Origin of the sequence: Vibrio bivalvicida (assembly GCF_001399455.2) — a bacterium.
In the GTDB taxonomy this organism is placed as follows: domain Bacteria; phylum Pseudomonadota; class Gammaproteobacteria; order Enterobacterales; family Vibrionaceae; genus Vibrio; species Vibrio bivalvicida.
The window spans coordinates 1-5,111 of sequence record NZ_LLEI02000049.1 but is presented as its reverse complement, the minus strand read 5'-3'; the positions used below and the strand labels follow the sequence as shown (position 1 = coordinate 5,111).

Here is a 5,111-nt window from a genome sequence, read left to right as displayed (position 1 = left end):
CGAGAAGCGAGAAGCGAGAAGCGAGAAGCGAGAAGCGAGAAGCGAGAAGCGAGAAAAGCTTGAAGGGTTGACACTATGTGTCAACCCTTTGTTTTTTTTAATCTCGTCATCCTCAAGAGTGAGGTACGAACGAGTTGGGGATCTCTTCAAGCGGATGGGAACCTTGTTAGAGATTCCTGACTCGCTCCTTCGTCGCTCTAAGGAATGACAATTTTCTCGAAGGACGAAGTCCATCTCAACTCTCGAAACGCAGTGTTCTCGAAGGGCGAAGCCCGTTCCAAATTCTCGCAGAGCGAAGCCCGATCTCGTAGCGGAGCGTTCCAAGGACGCAGTCCGCCTTTACTCCAACTCTCCGTGCGAAACACGCGCTTTCACATCGTGGCTTAGCTCCTTGTTTAGCTCTGCTTCCACATGACCAGGTGATTGTGTGCTTGCAGAAATCAAGCGGTACATAGCTGGAATCACAAACAGAGTAACGAGTGTCGCAAAGCCCATACCAAAGAAGATTACCGTACCTACAGCTACGCGGCTTTCATAGCCAGCCCCCGTAGACAGAATCAATGGGATGGCTCCAGCCAATGTAGTGAATGCCGTCATCATAATAGGACGCAAACGCCGCGCTGAAGCGTCAACAATAGCCTTCTCAAACTCAATGCCACGATCGCGAAGCTGGTTAGCGAATTCAACTATCAAGATGCCGTTCTTAGTCACCATACCAATCAACATGATCATGCCAATTTGGCTATAAATGTTGAGGCCTTGTCCCATCAAAAATAGCCCAAGGAAACCACCAAAAACGCCCATAGGCACTGTAAACATCACCACTAGTGGGTTGATAAAACTTTCGAACTGAGCCGCTAGAACTAAGTAGGCCACCAGTAGCGCTAAGCCAAATACGACTAAAATGCTCGATTGGTTCTCTTTGTAATCTTTTGACTCACCAGAGTAGCTAACTGAAATATCCCCAGGCAGTAACTCTATCGCTTGTTGGTCTAAGAAATCGAGCGCATCTCCTAGAGTATAACCGTCCGACAAGTTTGCTGTAATCGTCACCGCCTTTTGTTTGTTGTAGTGCGATAAGCGAATCGAAGAAGCGACTTCCTCAATCTTAGTCACTGCATCTAAGGTCACAAGTTCACCAGCGGCGGTACGCATATAGATCTGGCTTAAATCTGCCGCGTTATTGAAGCTGTTCTCATCGCCTCGCAAATAAACGTCATACTCTTCACCGCGCTCAACAAAAGTCGTCTCACTTTTACCACCAAGCATAATCTCAAGGGTTTCAGATATTTCCTGAACGCTGATACCAAGCTCGGCTGCACGCTGTTTATCAACCGACACAACCAGCTCTGGCGTTCTTTCTGAGTAGTTGATGTCCGCACCTTCCATATAAGGGGAGTCTTCAGCCAGTTGCTCTAATTTTTCCGCCCAGAGTTTAAGCTCAGCATAGTCGGAACCGCCCAACACAAATTGAACAGGTTCACTCGAACCACCACGGAAACCTGGCATAAATGGAAACACTCTGACATCAGCAACACCCGCAAGCGCTTTACGCACTTCACCTAACGCTTGTTGCGCGGTGACATCACGATCGTTCCAATCTTCAAGGATCATGATAACAAAACCCGTTTGGTCACCTGCGTTGCCACCAAAAGCTGGTGATTGAATACTGAAGGATTTCAGGAAGCCTTGCCCAAGCAGCGGCATCAAGCGCTCTTCAATGATATCCATGTTCGCTGCCATACGGTTGTAACTGGTTGCATCAGCACCGCGAGCGAAAGCGAAAATAACGCCGCGATCTTCTGAAGGCGCTAATTGAGCTGGAACTTGCTGCATTAACCCCCAGCTACCACCGACACAAGCCATAATGACTAACGGCGCTGCCCATTTCCAACTAAGTGCCCCTTTCAGTATTTTACGGTAGCCTTTTTCAAGGTGAGCAAACATGTTATCGATAAACTGATTAAAACGGTTTGGTTTAACATTAGCTTTTAATAGTTTGCTGCCGAGTACAGGTGTTAGCGTTAAAGCAATCAAAGAGGAAAAAATCACCGACATCGCTAGAAGAACAGAGAACTCGGTAAACAGTAAGCCGACCATGCCATCCATAAAGGAGATTGGTAAGAAGACCATTACTAGCACCAATGTAGTGGCAACAACCGCGAAACCAACTTCACGCGTCCCCTTATAGGCGGCTAAGAGTGGTTTCTCACCGCGCTCAATATGGTGGAAGATGTTTTCTACCACCACAATGGCATCATCAACCACCAAACCGATGGATAGAATTAGAGCCATCAAGGTAATTAGATTGATTGAAAAGCCAAAGTAATAAGCGGCGATAAACGAAGAGATCAGAGAAACAGGTACGGTTACAGCGGGGATTAAGGTTGCGCGCGCTTGGCCGATAAATATGTACAACACCAAGATCACCAGGCCACCAGTAATAAACAGCGTGCTATAGACTTCAGAGATCGAACGCTCAATAAACACCGTCGAGTCATAATCGATCGCCAAACGGGTGCCCTCAGGTAAAAACTGCTGAATGTTTTCAACTTGCTGATGCACTCTAGTTGCCACGTCTAGCGGATTAGCATCGGATTGCGGCACGATCCCCATACTAACATTGACTACGCCATCACTCTTAAAAGTCGAGTTTTCGTTCTCTGCACCAATAAAAACATCAGCAACATCTTTTAGATAGATAGGGGAGTTATCAGATGCTCGTTTGACAACGAGGTATTCAAAATCTTCCGCTTGGTTATAGCTACGTGCGGTTCGCACAGACATTACTATTTGATCGTTGCGCACCTCACCACCTGGGTTTTCAACGTTTTCACTACGTAACGCTGTTGTGATATCTGAAGCAGTAACACCCCGCCCCGCCATTTGGTCAGGCTTGAGCTTAACGTACATCACTTTGTACAATCCACCCGACACATCAACCGAACTAACCCCAGAAATAAGACTAAAACGGTCAAGAAGCACACGGTCGACATAATCAGTCAACTGAGTACGATCCATTTCGGACGAGCTTAGGTTGATATACAGAGACGCCTCACCCGATCCATTATTCTTAAAAACAACCGGATCATCAGCTTCATCAGGCAATGCTCGCTGAGCCCGTGCTACCGCATCTCGAACGTCACTGACGCCAGTGTTAAGGTCATACCCCAATTCGAAAGTGATGGTAATTCTTGAACTACTGTTGCGTGTCGTTGAAGAAATCTCATCGATACCACTAATGCCAGACAGCTGATCCTCAAGTACTGAGGTTATTTGACTCTCAATAATGGTCGCAGACGCTCCATCATAACGAGTGTTGATCGAGACCACCGGGCTTTCTATATCTGGCATTTCACGCACGGCAAGCTTATTAAACGAAACAATACCAAACACACACAATAAGAGGCTGAGTACAACAGCGGCAACGGGTCTTTTAACTGAAACATCAGATAACAGCATTAGTTAGCCCCTTCTTGACTGTTAGATGTCTTTTGCGGGCGCCCATCGCTGCCCAGTTCGGCAACAACAACACCATCACGCATGTTGACAATGCCCTGCACCACAATCTTATCGCCAATTGATAGCCCTTGTTCAATCACCACTTGATTGTCAACACGCGCACCCAATGTCACTTCAGTGCGTGTCGCCGTGCCACTTTCATTTACTAAGTAGACAAAACGTTTGGTTCCCGAATACTCGAGGGCTTGAACTGGAATAATAGGGGCTTCAATCGCTGGAAAATCCATCTCGGCAGACACTAACATGCCAGGTTTTAGCTGTTGCTCTGGGTTCGAGAAATGAATCCTTACACGTAGGTTCAATGTTTCTTGGTTAATGCGAGAGTCAATACCGACCACTTCGCCATTAAACGACTGACCTTGCCATGCCGCGGTGGTTGCGGTGACTTTCATTCCCTTCGATAACTGAGACAAATAGCGCTCTGGCACTTGCAGATCCAAACGCATTACGGACAGATCATCTAAGCTCAGTAGCTCAGCCCCGACACTGACCATCTTGCCACGGCTAAAATCAATAAAACCAACCGTACCTGTAAAAGGAGCGCGGATATGTAAGTCATTTAGCTCGGCATTAGCGGCATCTAAGCGTGCCTGAGCAATATCAACACTCGCTTCTTGAGCATCTATCTCTGTTTGCGTGATCGCATTGCGCTTCACCAAGCGCTTGAACTCTTTTAATTTACGCTGTTCATCTTTGAGATACGCTTTCGCTTCGACAACCGCAGCCTTAGCTTTGTCATCATCTAATTGAATCAGCAATTGCCCTTCACGTACCACTTGATTCGCTTTAACAGCGATAACGTCGACCTTTCCAGAGACTTCTGGAGAAATAGTGACCGCCTGCTCGGCATTCAACTTACCAACAAGCACAAGAGACTGAGAAACTTGATGAGTTTGTACCTGTTCAGTAACAACGGTAACCTTCGATGGACCTTGTCGCTTGGCAAAAGATGCAGGCGCAGCAGCCAGAATAGACAGAGATAATAAACTCAGAACAATTTTATTTTTCATAGTGAGATTCTGCATAGATAAACTAGACATATTGTATCCGGTAATTCACATTCTGAACGTCAACTAATGTAAAGAGCGATAAATATTAAGTAAGTAAACCCGTTGATTGTTTGAGCTTTATGGTTAATTCCTACCATCTTTGCCCAAAAAGGCATCATTCAATTCAAAATTATAAGAAAAAGGCTTTACAGCTTTTACGAGTTTGCTATGATGCGCTCCGCACTTGAGCAATGTGTTGGGAAATCATTGTTTAAGCTTATTCCTTAATTGAGAATAGGAAAACACCCTGGAGGGGTTCCCGAGTGGCCAAAGGGATCAGACTGTAAATCTGCTGGCACTGCCTTCGATGGTTCGAATCCGTCCCCCTCCACCATATTGTCTTATGACTGTTCCACTGAATAAGTGATTGAATAAGTTGTGAGAAACACTTGAATAGTGTGTTGGGAAAACATCATTCAAGCTATTCCTTAATTGAGAATAGAAAACACCCTGGAGGGGTTCCCGAGTGGCCAAAGGGATCAGACTGTAAATCTGCTGGCACTGCCTTCGATGGTTCGAATCCGTCCCCCTCCACCATAT

2 protein-coding genes and 2 tRNA genes are annotated in these 5,111 nt (G+C 46.1%); 2 read left to right on the top strand and 2 right to left on the bottom strand.

Translation table 11 applies throughout. The features are described from left to right. Window positions 1–339 precede the first annotated feature (339 nt). Complete coding sequence (gene vexH, locus APB76_RS16525; RefSeq protein WP_054963666.1) at window positions 340–3,462, bottom strand: vibriobactin export RND transporter permease subunit VexH; 3,123 nt, start codon at window positions 3,460–3,462, stop codon at window positions 340–342. Continuing rightward, the gene (locus APB76_RS16520) at window positions 3,462–4,532 is read right to left on the bottom strand and encodes an efflux RND transporter periplasmic adaptor subunit (RefSeq protein WP_049845417.1); all 1,071 of its coding nucleotides are present in this window, start codon (window positions 4,530–4,532) and stop codon (window positions 3,462–3,464) included. The genes vexH and APB76_RS16520 overlap by 1 nt, the downstream gene beginning before the upstream one ends. 288 nt (window positions 4,533–4,820) lie before the next feature. Between APB76_RS16520 and APB76_RS16515 the strand changes: the two genes are divergently transcribed. Continuing rightward, window positions 4,821–4,905 (top strand) — tRNA-Tyr (locus APB76_RS16515). A 118-nt stretch (window positions 4,906–5,023) separates the two neighbouring features. Next, a tRNA-Tyr gene (locus APB76_RS16510) sits at window positions 5,024–5,108 on the top strand. Window positions 5,109–5,111 lie beyond the last annotated feature (3 nt).

What these genes read in the sequence shown, in the direction of transcription:
- APB76_RS16520 (WP_049845417.1), bottom strand. Translation starts at nt 4,532, where the DNA reads ATGAAAAATAAAATTGTTCTGAGTTTATTATCTCTGTCTATTCTGGCT.
- vexH (WP_054963666.1), bottom strand. Translation starts at nt 3,462, where the DNA reads ATGCTGTTATCTGATGTTTCAGTTAAAAGACCCGTTGCCGCTGTTGTA.